Below are 17,587 nucleotides of genomic sequence, written 5' to 3' on the forward strand. Positions count from 1 at the left end.
GTATTCTCCTTCCGGGTGATAGATATTTACCGGATGATCGGCAGGTTGTGTAAGTTGATGCAGGATGCGTACACTGCGACCAGCTATAGCAGCGGCAGTGAATACGGCAGTACGGAAATTCTCTTTGCTGACGGCTTGAGAGCAAGAGAAAGTGAACAAGATGCCACCTGGCTTAATCTTTTCGAAAGCTTTTACATTCAGCTTGCGATAACCTTGCAAAGCGTTACGCAAGGCATCACGGTGCTTGGCAAAAGCAGGGGGATCAAGAACGATCAGATCGTATTGGTCGCCCATGCGGTCGAGATACTTGAAAGCATCTTCGGCGTATGCAGCATGGCGGACGTCACCGGGGAAGTTTAATTCTATATTCTTATTAGTCAGGTCGATGGCCTTGGCGGAACTATCTACGGAATGTACAAGTTTGGCATCACCACGCATTGCATAAACGGAGAAGCCACCCGTGTAGCAGAACATGTTCAGTACGTTGCGTCCACGAGCATAGCGTTCGAGCAACGAGCGGTTTTCACGTTGGTCTACAAAGAAACCGGTCTTTTGTCCTTTCAACCAGTCAATGTGGAACTTCAAGCCATATTCCATTGCGACGTTATCGGTACTTCCACCTTTCAGGAAACCGTTTTCAGGATAGAGGTCGGCTTTGAAGGGGAGGGTGGTTTCTGACTTGTAATAGATGTTATCGATCTTATCTCCCATCACTTCGGTAAGCGCTTCGGCAATAGCCATGCGGTAGAGGTGCATACCGGCGGAATGTGCCTGCATAACGGCGGTACGGGCATAAATATCAATGATAAGTCCCGGAAGATTATCTCCTTCGCCGTGTACCAGGCGATAAGTATTGTTAGTGGGGTTTTCGGCAATACCAATACCACATCTCATATTGTAGGCAATACTGAGCTTGCGTTTCCAAAAATCAGCATTGATCTCTTCTTCCTGGTGAAAGCTCAAAACACGTACGGCAATACTTCCAATCTGGAAATGTCCCTTTGCGATAAATTCTTTCTTGGAGGTATAGATTTCAACCACTTCTCCTTCTTCAGGCTCTCCGTCGAAATGCGCAATAGCACCGGAAAATACCCAGGGGTGGAAACGTTTTAATGACTCTTCTTTGCCGGATTTGAGATATACTTTATACATATTAAAAAGTGATAATGTGGTAATATTATAATGTGGTATTGTTTTGGTGTGATAATGTGCTGGTTTCTTCTTCCGCTGCTATTTCAAAATCTCCTGTTCGCTTTAATTCTTGTAGACGGTTGTAGATGTTGAGGCATGCGTATGCGTCAGTAGCGGCATATTGCTTTTGTGATTCGCTAAGTACATCGGCTTCCCAATTGGAAAGGCGTTGGCTTTTGGAAATCTTCTCTCCGAAAAGGATGCCATAAATCTTTTGCAAGCTTTTGTCTTGAATGCCGAAAGCACGAACGTACTCTTGCAACTCTATACAGGAACGTTGCTCGAAAGGGGCACGTTTGTGTAGCATCATGAAGTCGTCCCGCAAGGACAATCCTACTTTAGTTACGCTTGGGCTCTCCAATAATGTAATAATGGGGAGCGTAAGTCCGGTGAGGTTGAGGCGGAACAGGAAACAGTGCTCCTCGGAAGAAATTTGTAGCAAAGCTACTTTATGTGATTGCCCCTTGGTAAACGAAGGACGCGTCTCACTGTCAATACCCAATAAGGGACAATTCTTCAAGTAAGTAACCGCTCTTTCTGCTTCCCACGGGGTCTGTACAACGTGTATTTCTCCGGGGAAGGCTGCCTTGGGCAAGTCATTCAGTACCTCTTTATCTATAGTTCTCTTTATGACCATAATTTAAATGTTTTCTTCGCAATCACAGTCATCATCATCTTCTCCTTGTGCATACTTCGCATCGTGAAGGGCACGCAAAGTATTGACGAGCTTTTGCCCCCAATGCAAGCGGAAGTTCTCCTGGCAGATGGCGAGAGAATCGTTCATCGTTTCGTTCAGTCCCAGTTGGAAGACAAAAATGAAATCTTTAATGTCCTGATAAATATCAGCCAAGTCTTCGGAAATGAACTTGGTGATAGGTTGGTCGCTATACTTCATATCCGATACGAATACGTCCATATAATCATCCTTTTCGGCAAGGATGGCGGCAAGGTTCATGCGGAGAATTTCGTAAGTTTCTTCAGTAACGAAGGTTTCCGGAGCTTCATCGCCTATTGTTTTACACTCCGGTAGCATGGAGGTCTTCAGGTAGAGCAACGGAAGTATTTTTAATGATGTATCGATAAAGGCAGAACGTTTGGCACCTTCGGCTTGTTCCATAAATTTACAGAACTCAGCTGCTACGGTGACGAATTCCACCACATTACGGTCGAATATCACTTGACTTTCTTTTTTCATATCTTCTTGATTTGAAACGCAAAGATACGAAAAAGGTTTGGAAAGCGTTTCATGAAATATAAAATAGGTGTTAATCTTTATGGTATAAGGTAGCGATGTAGAGTAGTTTTTTTATTACTTTTGCACCAAGTCTATTATTATACAAGGAGATTTTATACATGGCAAAGAAAAATGCAACCAAAGATACAGAGCAATCTCTTTCCTTTTTCGGAAAAGTAGTTGCCTTTTTTAAGAACGAAACCATACATTTTGTAATGGGATTGATACTTGTTATCTTTTCTGTTTACTTGTTACTGGCCTTTTCATCGTTCTTCTTTACAGGAGCGGCAGACCAAAGTATTATTGATAACGGAAATGCCCAAGAGCTGGCTTCCGTTAATAATGGGGTGAAAAACTATGCCGGTTCGCGCGGTGCGCAGTTGGCTAGTTATTTGATAAACGACTGCTTCGGCATATCGTCGTTTTTTATTCTCGTGTTTCTGGCTGTAGCGGGATTGAAGTTGATGAGGGTACGTATTGTGCGTTTGTGGAAGTGGTTTATCGGATGTGCTTTGTTGCTTGTCTGGTTCTCGGTCTTTTTCGGCTTTGCATTTGTAGGTCAGTACAAAGATTCGTTCCTTTATTTGGGAGGTATGCATGGATATAATGTCAGCAATTGGCTGGCATCACAGATAGGTACACCTGGTGTATGGCTGCTATTGTTGGTAACAGCTGTTTGCTTCCTTATTTATTTGAGTGCACGCACGGTGATATGGCTGCGTAAGCTGTTTTCTTTAGGCTTTTTGAAGAGTGGCAAAGAAAAAGTTGAGAGTGAAAAGGGAGAAACTCCTGAAGAGTTTACTGATTCTTGGACTGCCAAAGGAAAAGCGCCCATTCTGAAACCTGAAAAAGTGGAACCTGAAAAGGCAGTCCCTGTAAAAACGGCTGAGAAGAAAGAACCTGCAAATGAGTTTACTCTTGATCTTGGAGGTACTTCCAAAGGAAAACCCTTCAAAGCGGATGATGAAGATGTTATGATGACCATCGAAACGCCCGAACCCGACCCGGTGCCCCCTTTCCGGGAAGCGCCGGTCGATAAAGAACCGGCATTCGAAGTAGAATCAAATGAAGAGGAAGAGTATCAGGGTGCTGAAAAAGAACCTTATAATCCTTGCTTGGATTTAGAGAATTATCATTATCCTCCGGTTGATTTAATGAAGTTCTACGATAATGCGGAACCAACCATTGACATGGCGGAGCAGAATGCCAATAAAGATAGAATTGTCAATACGTTACGTAGCTTTGGTATCGAAATTAGTACTATTAAGGCAACCGTAGGACCTACGGTGACTCTTTACGAAATAACTCCCGAACAAGGGGTGCGTATATCTAAAATCCGTGGTTTGGAAGATGATATAGCCTTGAGCCTTTCTGCTTTAGGTATTCGTATTATTGCACCGATACCCGGTAAAGGAACTATCGGTATTGAAGTGCCGAACTCTAATCCGAAGATGGTGTCGGGGCAGAGCATTATCGGTAGCAAAAGGTTTCAGGAGACCACATACGACTTGCCTATCGCCTTGGGTAAGACCATCACCAATGAAGTCTTTATGGTGGATTTGTGTAAAATGCCCCACGTACTTGTTGCCGGTGCTACCGGTCAGGGTAAGTCAGTCGGCTTGAACGCAATTATTACCTCCTTATTATATAAGAAGCATCCGGCTGAATTGAAGTTCGTATTAGTGGACCCCAAGAAGGTGGAATTTAGTATCTATTCCGTTATTGAACATCATTTTCTTGCCAAATTGCCTGATGGGGGAGATGCGATTATTACAGACGTAACCAAAGTGGTGCAGACGCTGAACTCTATTTGTATGGAGATGGATACGCGTTATGACTTGTTGAAAGCTGCCCATGTACGTAATATCAAGGAATATAATGAGAAATTCATCAACCGTCGACTGAATCCGGAAAAGGGACATAAGTTCATGCCGTATATTGTGGTGGTTATTGATGAGTTCGGTGATTTGATTATGACGGCCGGTAAAGATGTAGAGTTGCCTATTGCCCGTATTGCCCAGTTGGCGCGTGCCGTAGGTATTCACATGATTATTGCTACACAACGACCGACTACCAATATTATCACAGGTACTATCAAAGCGAACTTCCCGGCACGTATCGCTTTCCGTGTATCGGCTATGGTCGACTCGCGTACCATCCTCGACCGTCCGGGAGCTAATCAGTTGATAGGTCGTGGTGATATGTTGTTCTTGCAGGGAGCCGATCCGGTTCGTGTGCAATGTGCCTTTATCGATACGCCGGAGGTGGCGGAGATAACCAAATATATTGCCCGTCAACAAGGATATCCTACTGCTTTCTATCTGCCTGAGTATGTAGATGAAAATGCCGGTGGTGACTTGGGAGATGTAGATATGGGACGCCTGGATCCTCTCTTTGAAGATGCTGCCCGTTTGGTGGTGATTCACCAGCAAGGTTCTACTTCGTTGATTCAGCGTAAATTCGCTATCGGTTATAATCGTGCAGGTCGTATCATGGATCAGTTGGAGAAAGCCGGAATTGTGGGTTCTGCCCAGGGAAGTAAGGCTCGTGAAGTGTTCTGTATTGATGAGAATGACTTGGAAATGCGCCTGAACAATTTGCAATAAAACAATGTTTATTTTTAAGATGTGGCATGTACTTGCCTGAAAGGTTTGCATAGAATATGTTGAAAATCAATCAAATTTTAATCTTTATTTGTGTATGCTGTTTTGCTTTGCCAATGTCGGCACAGCTTACGGATGCCAAAGATATATTGGATCGTACTGCTGAGAATTTTCGGAATGCGGGAGGTGTCAAAGCGACATTTACTGTTCGCACCTCCGATGGTACTTCGAACGGCACTATTCGCTTGAAAGGAGACAAATTCCTTTTGGAAGCAGAGGGTGCGACAACTTGGTTCGACGGTCATACACAGTGGAGTTATATTGCTTCCAGTGATGAAGTAAATGTTTCTGAACCTACTCCGGAAGAATTGCAAAGTATTAATCCATACGCCTTTTTGTCCCTCTATAAGCATGGTTATAAAGAGAAGCTGGGAAAGATCGATAACTCCCAGGATAATTCTCTTTATAAAGTAGTATTGACTGCTACAGACCGTAAGCAAGATTTGCAGTGTATCATATTTTATATTGCAAAAGATTCATTCCGTCCTGTGCGTGTCAGCATGGCACAGAGGGGAGGAGAGACTGTAGTGATCATTATCAATTCATATCAGACCGGGCAGTCTTATCCGGACAGTCTATTTGTGTTTGATAAGAAGGCATATCCGAAGGCGGAGGTGATTGATTTGAGATAAAAAATAGCTTTAATAAATAGAATATGGAAAAAGTAAAATGTCTGATTATTGGTTCGGGCCCTGCCGGTTACACAGCTGCTATCTATGCAGGTCGTGCCAATCTTTCACCGGTGCTTTATGCCGGTTTACAACCAGGCGGTCAGTTGACAACTACTACCGATGTAGAAAACTTTCCCGGTTATCCGGCTGGTATTGCCGGTCCTGAATTAATGGAAGACTTGCGTAAGCAAGCTGAGCGTTTTGGTGCCGATCTTCGTAACGGTATTGCTACCGCTGCTGATCTTAGCCAGGCTCCTTATAAAATAACTATTGATGACGACAAGGTCATTGAAGCCCAATCCATTATTATCGCCACTGGCGCCGAAGCAAAATATCTGGGACTGGACGATGAGAAAAAATATGCAGGTATGGGTGTTAGTGCTTGTGCTACTTGCGACGGTTTCTTCTATCGTAAGAAAGTTGTAGCTGTTGTAGGTGGTGGTGATACTGCTTGCGAAGAAGCTGTTTATCTTGCAGGTCTGGCATCAAAAGTTTATCTGATTGTTCGTAAACCCTTCTTGCGTGCTTCTAAGATTATGCAGGAACGTGTGATGAATCACGATAAGATTGAAGTTCTGTTTGAACACAATGCCATAGGTCTTTATGGAGATAATGGTGTGGAAGGCGTTCATCTTGTAAAACGTATGGGTGAATCTGATGAAGAACGTTATGATTTAGCCATTGATGGCTTCTTCCTGGCTATCGGTCATAAACCTAATTCTGATATATTCAAGGGCTATATAGATACCGATGAAGTAGGCTATATCATTACTGAACCCGGTACTCCGCGTACGAAGGTTCCCGGTGTATTTGCTGCCGGAGACGTAGCCGATTCACATTATCGTCAAGCTATTACAGCAGCAGGTACAGGCTGCCAAGCTGCCATTGAAGCTGAGAGATATCTTTCAGCAAAAGGACTGATTTAGTGATAAGGTGGTAAGTGGTAAAGTGATTACCACTTACCACCTTCACTTAATAGATTTCAATCTCATCCACATACATGTCTGATGGAATAATTTCATCAGGAGTGTCTTTACGACAAACAATTCCGTTTTTCAATGTACCTCCACTTTTTAAAATCACTTTTACGTAGCGTGTTTCGGTAGGGGTAAACTTCACGGTATCGGTAAATGCTTTTCTGCCCTGTTCGGGGTATTCGCGCGTATAGGATGCCTGAGCTATCGGATGATATTCCTTGCCATCCGGCGAAACTTCTACGTTAACGGCGCTAGCAGGTAAGATGCGAAAAGCTGGATTATATAGAGTACCAAAAGTTACAGCGCTTATAGTTGCTGTTTTTTCAAGATCGATAGTAAATACAAGCTCGTTATTGCACTTCTCGTTTAACTTGAAAGCTACCCAGGGAGTCAGTGAGGCTATATTCCCACGTTTGCCATTGGTCAATCCTAATGTAGTGGTATCTGCACCCAGTACATCGTTCTCGCTGAAAATGTCGCCACTCATCCAGCCGCATTTAGGAGCGGTAGTATATTGCTTTCCTGCTATAAAATTGGAATAAAGTTTCTTTTCGGTCACTTTTCCCTGTATTTTGTTCCCTTTGAAGGCTGCTGCTTTTAGGTTGACATTACCTTCCCATACAAATGGTGCGGTATAAAGAGGGGATTTTGCAGTAGGAATACTTCCGTCCAGCGTATACCTGATTTTGGCATTCGGATAGAAGCTTTCTAAAATGACTTTCAGGGTATCGTTGTAAACGCGTGTATTGATATAGGTATCGAAGAAGCTGCGGCATGCTTTTACGTTCATTGCATCCATGCGTTCGAAATCTTCTACCATACGCTGGCAGAAATTAGCCCAATTCTTGTTAACATTCCATGTCCATCCGGTTTCAGCTAATGCTATAGCACGCGGAAAGGCTTGGTAGTCACGACGTTCGTCATTCTGCATATATTCAGTCCATATATTTCCTTGTATGCCGATGATATGTTCCTTTGTTGCTTCGTCGGTATCTTCGGGAATGGGATTGTAGCTGTATGTCTTTTTTAGTGTATTGTAGCCACCGATTGTGGTAGGGGCTGTTTCCGGTTCTTCCTGGTATTGGTCCAGATAGGCATACAGGCTTGGAGTCATGATGGCGTCGTGTCCGGATTTCGCTGCATTTATTCCTCCTTGCACGCCGCGCCAGGACATGACGGTGGCGTTTGGTGCTAATCCACCTTCTAGTATTTCGTCCCATCCGATGATATTACGCCCTTTGCTATTCAGGTATTTCTCCATGCGGGTGACGAAATAACTTTGAAGTTTTTCTTCTTTCGTATGCTTTTTACCATCAACCGTGTTGGGGGTAATGTCTTCTTTCAAACCAAGCTGTTTGATTAGTGATTGGCAATGTGCACAATCCTTCCATGCGTTCTTTGGGCATTCGTCTCCGCCAATGTGAATATAGGAACTGGGGAAGAGTTCTATTACTTCGTCCAGTACTCCCTCTAAGAATTGGAAAGTTTCTTCCTTGGGACAATAAACCTGCTTGAAGATACCCCATGTACCTGTTACATCGTAGGTGGTGTCCGGAGTACAAGAAAGTTCGGAATAAGAAGCAATAGCAGCGATAGCATGTCCCGGCATTTCTATTTCGGGAATAACTGTGATATATTTGCTGGCGGCGTATGCCACTACATCTTTTATTTGTTCTTGGGTATAGTAGCCTCCATGTTCTTTTCCGTCGAATACCTGTGGCCAATTAACGTAATAATAGTCTACCAATGTTTCTTTCCGTTTGGAGCCTACTTCTGTTAGTTTGGGGTATTTCTTAATCTCTATCCGCCAGCCTTGGTCGTCGGTCAGGTGCCAGTGAAAAGTATTCATCTTGTGCATGGCTAGCATATCAATGAATTTATAAATATAGTCGATGGAGGAGAAATGACGGCAAACATCCAACATTAAACCACGATAGGCAAAACAGGGAGCATCCTCTATTTCAACGGCAGGTAATGACCAGTCTTGTTGTTTAGTTAACTCTTTGCCGTAAATTGCGGGAGGTAATAGCTGATAAATCGTTTGTAAGCCGTAATAGAAGCCATTGGGCTGTGACGCAGTCAAAGCTATTTCATTCGGCATAATAGAAAGTTTATATCCTTCTTTGGGCATACCTTCTACAGTGAGAAAACGAATAGCCGGTAAATCGGTATGCGCTTGTTTGCTCGATTGCAGGGTAATGCCGGAGATATTCTGAATCCGTGTGATTAAGCTGTCAGCGATGTTTTGTACTTCCGGCGAACAATCGGCGGTTACAACAGATACTTTATCCGTCAGCTTAAAACGTCCATCTTTTGTAATGAGTTGATTGGGTAAAGGTATTATATTGTACTCATTTACAGTCTCTTTTGTGGTGTGATAACAGCTAGAGAACAGAAACAATAAACCTGTCAGAAGCGAGAGATATACTACTTTTCTCATCGTTTTTATATGTGTTAAGTTGATAAATAGTCTGGGGAAAAGGATTTTTTGAGTAACAAGTGGGGGCTTGTTGACTTACTTATCCTATTTTGCTGATCTTCTTGAGCTTCTCTTCGTCGATGATTTTGATTTTACGTCCGTCAATGGTTATCAGCCTTTCTGTAGCGAAATTGGATAGGGTACGTATAGCATTAGAAGTAGTCATATTAGAAAGGTTAGCCAGATCTTCTCTTGAGAGGTAGATACTTAAAGTAGAACCGTCTTCTTCGAGGCCATAGCTTTCTTTAAGGAAGATCAACGATTCAGCCAATCGGCCACGGATATGTTTTTGCGTTAAGTTTACAGTACGTTCATCGGCAATACCCAAGTCTACGGATAACAGTTTGATGAAGAACAAGGCAAGATTATTATTCTGCGATACCAAAGTGGTAATGGCGGTCATTGGGATCATGCAGATAAGCGAAGGTTCGAAAGCAGCGGCAGCGGTAACATAATCTTCTTTAGCAAAGTAGGCTCTATATCCAAAGTACTCTACCGGCTTTATCATACGGATGATCTGGCTTCTACCTCCTACACCGTCTTTGTAGATTTTGACTTTACCGTTCAGTAAACACATGAGGTGCGTAGGCGTTTCACCTTCGCAATGGATCACTTCGTTTTTCTTATAATTTTGAAGCGTAAAATGGTTGGCGAGAAATTCCCGCTGTTCCTCATTCAGGGGTGACCACATCTCTGAAATCAACTCCGGAACATTTACGTCAGACAAGTTTATTTTTACCATAAGTGCTGCAAAACTGTGTTATAAAGCACAAATGTAATAAGAAAAAATTAAATATTGCACAAATGTGAAGAAAATGTGGTAAAGTGATAATGTGATAATATGATAAAGTAATAGAGTGGTAAAGTGATAATGTAGTAAAGTAATCAAGTGCTTTTGCACTCCATCATTTTATCACATTACCACATTACCACTCTTTTATTGTCCTCTTACTTTGTAAATAGTAGTTCTCTATATTTAGGTAACGGCCATATCTCATCGTCAATTTCCATTTCCAGCTTGTCGATATGATCGCGGATAATTTCCAGGAATGGACGAACCTTTTCTTCGTATGCAAATGCCTTGTCCTTGTGGTTGTCTATGTGGTTGGCAACTTTACGGGCTTCGGTCATTTCGCGTACCAGCATTTTGATTTCGGTTACGCGGTGGGATATTTCCCGGATGAGTTCTTTACGATCGGCACTGAGTACTTCGTATTCCTCAGGACTAAATGTTTCACGTAAACCACGTAAATTTTCCAATAAGCGATTCTGGTAGATAACAGCAGTAGGTACGATGTGGTTAATAGCGAGATCACCCAATACGCGACTTTCTATCTGTACCTTCATGGTAAACTTATCAAGTTCCACTTCCAGACGGCAGGCAAGTTCAATATCATTAAAGATGCGTTCACCGATAAGTACGGAACGGGATTGGTTATCCATATAGTGCATTAAAGCCTGAGGAACATGGCAGATATTTGTCAATCCACGACGGGCAGCTTCTTCTCTCCATTGTTCGGAATAACCGTCGCCTTCAAAACGAATCGGTTCGGAAGCGATAATGGTTTCTTTCAGAATGCGGAAGATGGCTTCATCTTTGCCTACGCCTTCCTCCATCAGCTTGTCGATAGAGACTTTGAATTCATTCAACTGGTTAGCCATTGCTGCGTTGATGGCAATCATGGCAGCGGCACAGTTGGAAGATGAACCTGCGGCACGGAATTCAAAACGGTTACCGGTGAAGGCGAAAGGAGAAGTACGATTACGGTCGGTAGTATCCAAAAGAATTTCAGGGATACGTCCGATACCCAGTTTTAAGGTGGTCTTTTCTTCTGCGGTCATTTTGTTATCACTAACCTGACGGGCAATCTCATCGAGTATGGCTGATAATTGTCTGCCGAGGAAGATGGATAGGATAGCGGGAGGTGCTTCGTTCGCTCCCAGACGATGGCTGTTTCCTGCACTGACGATGGAGGCGCGAAGTAAATCCTGATTCTTGTAAACCATCATGAGGGCATTTACCAGGAAAGTAAGGAATAGCATATTGCCTTTTGGGTTCTTGCCCGGAGCGAAGAGGTTGATGCCAGTATCGGTGCAAAGTGACCAGTTGTTATGTTTACCCGAACCGTTTACTCCGCTATAAGGTTTTTCGTGCAATAGTACGGCGAAGTTATGTTTACGGGCGATGCGTTTCATTAAGTCCATTACCAATTGGTTGTGGTCGTTGGCGAGATTCGCATTTTCAAAAATGGGCGCTAATTCGAATTGATTGGGGGCAACCTCATTGTGGCGAGTTTTAACCGGTATGCCTAGTTTGTGACATTCTATTTCCAATTCTTTCATGAAAGCGGTAACACGCGGAGGGATAGAACCGAAGTAATGATCCTCTAATTGTTGATCTTTGGCGGAAGAGTGTCCCATTAAAGTACGTCCCGTAAGACAAAGGTCCGGGCGTGCGTTGTATAAAGCAGAGTCTACCAGGAAATATTCCTGTTCCCAACCTAAATTGGTAAAGACGCGTGATATATTCTTATCGAATAATTGGCAAACATCTGTTGCAGCTCTATCTACTGCTGCCAATGCTTTGAGCAAAGGAGTCTTATAGTCCAGTGCTTCACCGGTGTAAGAGATGAAGATAGTAGGAATACAAAGCGTACTATCTACCACGAAGGCAGGTGAGGAAACATCCCAAGCTGTATATCCACGGGCTTCAAATGTATTTCTGATGCCTCCGTTGGGGAAAGAAGAAGCGTCCGGTTCTTGCTGGATAAGTAACTTACCGGAGAAACGTTCGATGACATCCGTATCTTCACCAAATTCGATGAAGCCATCATGTTTTTCGGCTGTTCCGTCTGTTAGAGGTTGGAACCAGTGCGTGTAATGGGTTACGTTGAGAGATTTTGCCCAACTTTTCATACCGTTGGCTATCAGGTCTGCCATCTCCCGACTAATGGGAGTACCTTTTTCAATGGCATCTGTCACAGCCTTATAGGCTTCTTTGGGCAGATATTCCTGCATCTTTTTACGGTTGAAAACATGACTACCGTAGTAGTCGGACAATTTGTTTGAAGGAGTAGTGACATCAAGGGGTTGCCGATTGGCAAGCTCTTGTAAAGCAAAAAAACGCATTTTTGACATATAAGTCTCTTCTTTTATTGATTGTTGGCTGCAAAAATAATGTTTTTCTGAATATACCCCTATAATTGGGGGGTGTTCTTTGAAAAAAAGATGTTTTTTCTGATGTATACCCCCTAAAAATGATACCTTATGCTGGAAAAGTCTATTCGTTTTCGATTTGGTCGTAATTTTAACGGAGAAAGGTTAGCACTTTTGAGCGGAGATTGTTTACTAATACAAAGTACTTTTCTCTTAATAGAAAGATATTTTTTGATTTGTATGAACAAGCCCTTTAGGCAATACGTTTTTTGAACTCGCATTAATATTAAATCTTTTGTTAATTGAAACTGCATGAATACGTGTTTTTTTTTATATTTGTACCAATCTATAAGGAGACATAGCGGTTGAAACGATTTTTATTGATATGGATTGGAGTTTGTTTCCTACTTTCATGTGCAGAGAAGGTAGGGGCGGTTTCCGTTTCTTATCCGAAAGACAAAGAAGTGCTTTCCGCAGATTCTATTATGGAGAAGGTCATCTTTTTTGCTCCCTTCTATGAGCGTATTGTAGATAGTTACAAAGCTGAGCTATATATAAAAGGAAAGGCGAACATACGTAAGAAGAATCATATCATCCGTTTTATTCCTTCTATGTTCCGCATACGCAAAGGCGTGAAAGAGTATATGATGGAGACATACAGTGATTTGAATTTCACCGCTCCTAATATTTATGATCAGAAAGTGAAGGCCAGTGTAGGAACAGCTTCCGAGTTTTGGGAATTGGATGGGCGTCTCCTTGAATATTTCCACATTAATATATATTCTTCGACTCTGTTGTATGACAAACTACTTTCTCCGTTAGCTCCCAATGCAAAGAAATATTATACTTATCGCGTAGATTCTGTAATGGGAGAAAAGCATGACTTGCGTTACAAAATCCGCTTCATGCCTAAGAGTAAGAGTTTTCAGCTTGTAGGTGGCTACATGATCGTGAGCGACAATGTGTGGAGTGTGCGTGAGATTCGTTTTTCGGGCCGTAACGAGATGTTGCGCTTTAATAATCTTATCCTGATGGGGAATGTAGGGGAGGCGGATGAGTTTCTGCCGATACATTCCAGTGTGGAAGCGACCTTTAAATTTCTTGGCAATGTGGTTGACGGCAACTACACTGCGGTGCTCGATTATAAAGATATAGTTCAGAGAGATCCTTCCAGCATACGAAATAGGGTCGAGAAAACCAAATACGATTTAACGGAGTCTTATACATTGCGTAGTGATACGAATGCTTATCTGCGCGATACTACCTACTTTAATAGTATACGTCCCATTCCTTTATCCCCTCATGAGCAAACCGTATATCAGGACTTCTTTTTGCGCCGTGATACACTTATTTGGAATAAGAAGCCGAAGAATAAGAATCTGGAGTTTTGGGGGGAGATTGGCGATGCGTTGATTAGCCGCTATACGGTTGATCTTGCCAAGATGGGGAGCGTCCGTTGCTCTCCGATTATAAATCCGTTTTTGTTGAGTTATAGTGGTAAAAACGGTTTCTCTTATCGTCAGGAGTTTAAGTATAACCGTATTTTTACCGGTGACCGCCTATTGCGTATTGTACCTAAGTTAGGTTATAACTTCAAGCGAAAAGAGTTTTATTGGGCTATCAATTCCGATTTTGATTACTGGCCTGAGAAGCGTGCGGCTTTTCATATCAATGTAGGTAACGGTAACCGCATCTATAGTAGTGATGTGTTGGACGAATTGAAAGCGATTCCGGATAGTCTCTTCGACTTCAATAAGATACATTTTGACTATTTTAAAGACTTATACCTGCGGGTAAGGCATAGTTGGGAAATCGTTAATGGGCTTACACTGGATCTAGGCTTTTCCATCCATCGACGTACGGAAGTAGAACGTTCCGAGTTTGTACCGAACTATCCGGTGATGCCACCTGTAAAGTCGACCAATACCGCTACGGGTGGTTCCTCGTTCTTCCCTAATTTCGATCCGAGTATATTGAATAAGTTCCGTCATGCATACAATAGCTTTGCGCCTCGTGTCAGTTTATCCTGGACACCCAGGCAATATTACTATATGAACGGACATCGTAAAGTGAATCTTTACTCCAAATACCCTACTATTTCTGTTGATTGGGAACGTGGTATTAGCGGGGTATTGAAGAGTAGTGGCACTTACGAGCGTATTGAGGTTGATTTGCAGCATAACATTTCTTTAGGACTGATGCGTGACATCTATTACCGTTTTGGTTGGGGAAAATTTACTAACCAGAAAGAACTGTATTTCGTTGACTTTGCTAACTTTACGCGTAGTAATCTTCCTGTAGGTTGGAATGATGAAATCGGCGGTGTATTCCAGTTACTTGACGGGCGCTGGTATAACTCCTCCCGTGAGTACGTGCGTGCACATTTTACATACGAAGCACCTTTCCTTTTGCTTCGTCACTTGATGAAATATACTCAGTATGTACTGAACGAGCGTTTGTATTTCAATGCTTTGGCCGTTCCTCACTTGAAACCTTATCTTGAAATAGGCTATGGTATCGGCACACATGTCTTTGACTTTGGCGTGTTTGCCAGCTTTGCCAACTGGAAGTATCAGGAAATTGGCTGTAAATTTACCTTCGAGCTATTCAACCGATAAATCCCTTCTCATTTTAGAATAGTATTTGTATCTATAGAAGCATAAACAAATCACTTATCACTCATAACTAATCACTATTTTCTTACCTTTGTCGCAAATTACTTGAAGCTATGGGTATAGTAATAGGAATAGATGTTGGTGGAAGTACCACAAAAATCGTTGGAATCAATGAGGGGCATATTCAGTCTCCAATGTTTATTACGGCTACCGATCCGGTGACTTCCCTGTTCGGAGCATTCGGAAAATATATTTATGATAACGGTATTCAACTCTCTGATGTAGAGCAGGTGATGCTCACTGGGGTAGGAAGTGCTTTTGTAGATAGTCCACTCTATGGATTGCCCACCCGTAAGACCGATGAATTCCTAGCTAATGGATTGGGTGCCCGTCATGCAATGGATATAAATCAGATGATCGTCGTTAGTATGGGTACTGGAACTTCATTTGTCAAAATCGATGGTGACCATATACAACATATCGGAGGTATGGGTATTGGTGGTGGAACTTTGCAGGGACTTTCACGCTTATTATTGAAAACCCATGATATTCATCAAGTTGCCGAGTTGGCTGAAAAAGGAGATGTAACCCGCGTCAACCTTCAAATTGGTGATATTTGTAACGTTGCCCTTCCTGACTTACCGGTAAGTGCAACCGCTTCTTTGTTTGGTAAAGCGGATAGTAATGCTTTGCCGGAAGATATTGCTAGCGGCATTATCTATACTGTGCTTCAAACGATTGGTGGTGCGGCTGTTCTATCAACTCTGAATAGTCCTATTAAAGATTTTGTGCTGATAGGGAATCTGACCCAACTTCCGCAATGCAGGGAGGTGTTTCCTAAAATGGAAAATATTTATCATGTACGTTTTCATATACCGCCCTATGCTGAATATAGAACAGCAATAGGGGCGGCGTTGGTATATTTACAGACTTGATACGTACCTACTTGTTGGCATGCTTCTTCATCCAACTGTTTATCAGGATACAAGCTGGTGCTGCTACTGTTCCATGATCGAAGCCTTCCATCTCATAAAGGGTGACATTTTGGCCCAGTGCTTTTAAAAGTGCATACAAGTGTGCATTCTCTTCATAACGTGCCAGCATTTCCAGTTCTCTGTCTCCTGTGATAAGTATCATGGGAGAAGCGTCTTTCCTTATATTATTAGAAGGTCCGTACTTGTCTATGATGGGAGTATCAGGATTCAGACCTCGTTCCTTACGGATCGTAAAGTGTGTTGTTGTTTGCCCACTGATAGGAAAAGCACCTGCCAGTTTATTGGCATCCACTCCCCATTTAGCTAAGTAACTTTTGTCAAGGTTAAGCATCAGGCTGAGATAGCCTCCGGCTGAATGACCGGAAATATAAATTTTATCTTTACTACCTCCGAACTGCTCGATATTCTCGAATGTCCAGGCTACCGCTTCTGCTGCGTCTTCTATGTAAGCAGGATTCTTGGCACGGGGGCTCAATCGGTAATTTACGGTTATTACTGCGTATCCTTGGTTCAGAAATTCTTTGGGAAAGTGCTTTTCTCCACCTTCAAGACCACCTCCATGAAACCAAACGAGGGTAGCAAAACCTTTTTTGTTAGTGGGGTATTGGATGTCGAGCTTACAACGCTCTTGTTTGTAAGTGTCTGTATCTCCAGGGTGTAGATAAGAGATGTTTTTTTGTATTTGATAGTCTTTAGCCGACTCCTGGGCTTGTGCTGAATAAAACAGTACTTGGCAAATAATAAAAATTGATGTGATGAATTGTTTCATTTTTCTTCTGATATGTTTATTTAAGTTTTATAATTAACGATATCTATAGATCGTGTTTTAGTTAATACCTTTGATAGTCATAAGTTCTGATGGAGTAACAAAACGAACATTCTCCGATTCAAGGAACTCGATTATCCGGGTGAAATTATTCCATCGTTCCTCATTCCAACTGTTGGGATGCCCCTGAAGATAAAAACAATCGAGGTCTTTCCATTCGCCACGATAGTGCTTTACAAATTCATCGTAGTTAGGATTGTGAACCGGATATTCCATTTGTAGTCTGTCCGGGAAAACATAGCCCTTGAAATGAACCGGATTTTCAGGCGCTCCAAATATCATTCGGATATTTTTTATGCGAGAAAGGGCAAGATCAGTATCTTCGTTGACATTGGTCCAATGACGTCCCCAAGTATTAAGGACTAAACCAAGCTTGGCTTGTGCAAGGCTATCGGTTAAGAACAGTGAGCGATATTGTGCATCATATTCTTGTTCAAACTCACCAAAATCATTTACACCAAGACGATTACGATACCCATGATTCCAAAATTCAATATTTCCCTTTGCTGCATGATTTTTTATCCATTGGAAATATTCAGGTTTGTCTTCGGCAAGTGAAAAACCAATGATTCCGAAGCCGGCTTTTAATCCTTTAGCCTCAATATAGTCTGCCACTCTATCCCAACGGGGTGGAACCACTTCTCCGTTACTGCCGTAGTGTACGTCGTCTAGCTTTAAGATTACTATTTTCTGACCTTGAGCCGATAGATAGGTTTGTGAACCTACAAAGACGAAGAGCAACGCTAATAAAAATTTAAATTTCATCATGGTAATATTTCA

General features: G+C 42.4%; 13 protein-coding genes. 5 read left to right on the forward strand and 8 right to left on the reverse strand.

The annotated features are described in order from the left end of the window. The 3 genes from Q1W14_RS14175 to Q1W14_RS14185 all read right to left on the reverse strand — a co-directional run. Positions 1 to 1,152, reverse strand: a 1,152-nt coding sequence (locus Q1W14_RS14175) for a class I SAM-dependent rRNA methyltransferase (RefSeq protein ID WP_300702476.1), incomplete at its 3' end; no start/stop codon positions are given. Positions 1,153 to 1,177: 25 nt separating this feature from the next. Continuing rightward, positions 1,178 to 1,828: a 3'-5' exonuclease gene (locus Q1W14_RS14180; protein ID WP_300702478.1), complete on the reverse strand. Its 651-nt coding sequence runs from the start codon at positions 1,826 to 1,828 to the stop codon at positions 1,178 to 1,180. 3 nt (positions 1,829 to 1,831) lie between these two features. Further along, complete coding sequence (locus Q1W14_RS14185) at positions 1,832 to 2,386, reverse strand: DUF5063 domain-containing protein (RefSeq protein WP_300702479.1); 555 nt, start codon at positions 2,384 to 2,386, stop codon at positions 1,832 to 1,834. Positions 2,387 to 2,544: 158 nt separating this feature from the next. On the opposite strand from Q1W14_RS14185, the gene Q1W14_RS14190 reads away from it, so the two are divergent. Genes Q1W14_RS14190 through trxB form a run of 3 tightly spaced genes read left to right on the forward strand, consistent with a single transcriptional unit; the run spans position 2,545 to position 6,685 of the window. After that, positions 2,545 to 5,031: a DNA translocase FtsK gene (locus tag Q1W14_RS14190; protein ID WP_300702481.1), complete on the forward strand. Its 2,487-nt coding sequence runs from the start codon at positions 2,545 to 2,547 to the stop codon at positions 5,029 to 5,031. Positions 5,032 to 5,087: 56 nt separating this feature from the next. Next, positions 5,088 to 5,720, forward strand: a complete 633-nt coding sequence (locus Q1W14_RS14195; protein WP_300702483.1) for a LolA-like putative outer membrane lipoprotein chaperone — start codon at positions 5,088 to 5,090, stop codon at positions 5,718 to 5,720. A 23-nt stretch (positions 5,721 to 5,743) separates the two neighbouring features. After that, entirely contained in the window at positions 5,744 to 6,685 is a 942-nt protein-coding gene (gene trxB, locus Q1W14_RS14200) for a thioredoxin-disulfide reductase (RefSeq protein WP_300702485.1), read from the forward strand. Between the two features lie 46 nt (positions 6,686 to 6,731). On the opposite strand, the gene Q1W14_RS14205 is transcribed toward trxB, so the two are convergent. The 3 genes from Q1W14_RS14205 to Q1W14_RS14215 all read right to left on the reverse strand — a co-directional run bounded on the left by Q1W14_RS14205 (position 6,732) and on the right by Q1W14_RS14215 (position 12,353). Beyond that, positions 6,732 to 9,176: a glycoside hydrolase family 20 protein gene (locus tag Q1W14_RS14205; RefSeq protein WP_300702486.1), complete on the reverse strand. Its 2,445-nt coding sequence runs from the start codon at positions 9,174 to 9,176 to the stop codon at positions 6,732 to 6,734. Between the two features lie 79 nt (positions 9,177 to 9,255). Next, a complete protein-coding gene (locus Q1W14_RS14210) occupies positions 9,256 to 9,957 on the reverse strand; it encodes a Crp/Fnr family transcriptional regulator (protein WP_300702487.1) in 702 nt (233 codons plus the stop codon). A 206-nt stretch (positions 9,958 to 10,163) separates the two neighbouring features. Continuing rightward, the gene (locus tag Q1W14_RS14215; protein ID WP_300702488.1) at positions 10,164 to 12,353 is read right to left on the reverse strand and encodes a glutamine synthetase III; all 2,190 of its coding nucleotides are present in this window, start codon (positions 12,351 to 12,353) and stop codon (positions 10,164 to 10,166) included. A gap of 383 nt (positions 12,354 to 12,736) precedes the next feature. On the opposite strand from Q1W14_RS14215, the gene Q1W14_RS14220 reads away from it, so the two are divergent. Then, the gene (locus tag Q1W14_RS14220; RefSeq protein ID WP_300702492.1) at positions 12,737 to 14,989 is read left to right on the forward strand and encodes a DUF5686 family protein; all 2,253 of its coding nucleotides are present in this window, start codon (positions 12,737 to 12,739) and stop codon (positions 14,987 to 14,989) included. Between the two features lie 110 nt (positions 14,990 to 15,099). Further along, entirely contained in the window at positions 15,100 to 15,921 is an 822-nt protein-coding gene (coaW, locus tag Q1W14_RS14225; protein WP_300702494.1) for a type II pantothenate kinase, read from the forward strand. Between the two features lie 7 nt (positions 15,922 to 15,928). Here the strand turns inward: coaW and Q1W14_RS14230 are convergent, their stop codons facing one another. Beyond that, positions 15,929 to 16,750, reverse strand: a complete 822-nt coding sequence (locus Q1W14_RS14230) for an alpha/beta hydrolase (protein WP_300702495.1) — start codon at positions 16,748 to 16,750, stop codon at positions 15,929 to 15,931. 57 nt (positions 16,751 to 16,807) lie between these two features. Then, the gene (locus Q1W14_RS14235; protein ID WP_300702498.1) at positions 16,808 to 17,575 is read right to left on the reverse strand and encodes a hypothetical protein; all 768 of its coding nucleotides are present in this window, start codon (positions 17,573 to 17,575) and stop codon (positions 16,808 to 16,810) included. Positions 17,576 to 17,587: the final 12 nt, after the last annotated feature.

The organism is Bacteroides sp., assembly GCF_030151085.1.
Lineage (GTDB): Bacteria > Bacteroidota > Bacteroidia > Bacteroidales > Bacteroidaceae > Bacteroides.

Coding starts and splice junctions, on each gene's coding strand:
- Q1W14_RS14190 (WP_300702481.1), top strand. CDS start 2,545: ATGGCAAAGAAAAATGCAACCAAAGATACAGAGCAATCTCTTTCCTTT.
- Q1W14_RS14230 (WP_300702495.1), bottom strand. CDS start 16,750: ATGAAACAATTCATCACATCAATTTTTATTATTTGCCAAGTACTGTTT.
- trxB (WP_300702485.1), top strand. CDS start 5,744: ATGGAAAAAGTAAAATGTCTGATTATTGGTTCGGGCCCTGCCGGTTAC.
- Q1W14_RS14215 (WP_300702488.1), bottom strand. CDS start 12,353: ATGTCAAAAATGCGTTTTTTTGCTTTACAAGAGCTTGCCAATCGGCAA.
- Q1W14_RS14235 (WP_300702498.1), bottom strand. CDS start 17,575: ATGATGAAATTTAAATTTTTATTAGCGTTGCTCTTCGTCTTTGTAGGT.
- Q1W14_RS14185 (WP_300702479.1), bottom strand. CDS start 2,386: ATGAAAAAAGAAAGTCAAGTGATATTCGACCGTAATGTGGTGGAATTC.
- Q1W14_RS14205 (WP_300702486.1), bottom strand. CDS start 9,176: ATGAGAAAAGTAGTATATCTCTCGCTTCTGACAGGTTTATTGTTTCTG.
- coaW (WP_300702494.1), top strand. CDS start 15,100: ATGGGTATAGTAATAGGAATAGATGTTGGTGGAAGTACCACAAAAATC.
- Q1W14_RS14210 (WP_300702487.1), bottom strand. CDS start 9,957: ATGGTAAAAATAAACTTGTCTGACGTAAATGTTCCGGAGTTGATTTCA.
- Q1W14_RS14195 (WP_300702483.1), top strand. CDS start 5,088: ATGTTGAAAATCAATCAAATTTTAATCTTTATTTGTGTATGCTGTTTT.
- Q1W14_RS14180 (WP_300702478.1), bottom strand. CDS start 1,828: ATGGTCATAAAGAGAACTATAGATAAAGAGGTACTGAATGACTTGCCC.